Here is a 768-nt window from a genome sequence, read left to right on the forward strand (position 1 = left end):
AAACTGTCCAGCTTAATTTGATAATCTAAAATCTTAAAAAATTATTTAATCTTTCGAAGTATAAATAATTCGATAAGAATGTCATCACTATAGGCGTAGGCTAATACTTAAGGTACGCATTGAATTATCGTGATATATCTGAAATATTAAAAGCAATAGATAATAAGTATATCGTCAAAAAAATTATCCGTAATTTTAAGAATATAATACTAATTTTATATCAAATTTAAAAGAAAAAAATAATAAAACTATTATAAATAGTGTATTGATGCAGAGGGTCAATGTCTAACTTAATTAAAGTGTTTAAACTTAGCCCCAACTGTCATTGTACACCTCAATAAATTTATTCAATAAGATTATTGAGGTATTAAGTTAATAAAAATATTTTCGTTATCAATTAATATTTTATACAAATATGTCGTTAATATAAACATTTAGGAAAAAAATAATAAAAAAGCAGAAATAGTGTTATATTAATAATGAAAGAGTTACAAAAATAAAAAGGAGTGTTTTCTATGGCTAAAAAAATATGTAACATTAGTACGATTGTCTTTGTTCTTGCAATTGGTTTAATACTTAGTTTGGTATTTAGTCTGTTTTTTAATAATGTGAATGCTGAGGAAGCATCACAAAAAGAACTACCAAATCAAAAAAATACAAAAGTTAATATTGATAAAAAAGATATTCCATCGGCAGTTAAAAAGCTAAATGTTCATTTAAACCTCTCTGTGATGGCGTGCCTGGATTAGCAAAAAATATAGATATATC

The 768-nt window shown here is 24.2% G+C and carries 1 protein-coding gene; it reads left to right on the top strand.

Features of this window, described 5'->3' with window-relative positions:
- Positions 1-515: 515 nt before the first annotated feature.
- Positions 516-749 (top strand): hypothetical protein, encoded by a 234-nt coding sequence (locus JV528_RS12690; RefSeq protein ID WP_234720399.1) that lies wholly within the window; start codon positions 516-518, stop codon positions 747-749.
- Positions 750-768: the final 19 nt, after the last annotated feature.

It is taken from the genome of Staphylococcus sp. GDB20D11A (genome assembly GCF_016893255.1).
GTDB classification, from domain to species: Bacteria; Bacillota; Bacilli; order Staphylococcales; family Staphylococcaceae; genus Staphylococcus; species Staphylococcus aureus.

Bases quoted from the DNA above. Each gene is read 5' to 3' on its own strand.
- JV528_RS12690 (WP_234720399.1), top strand. From the start codon at position 516: ATGGCTAAAAAAATATGTAACATTAGTACGATTGTCTTTGTTCTTGCA.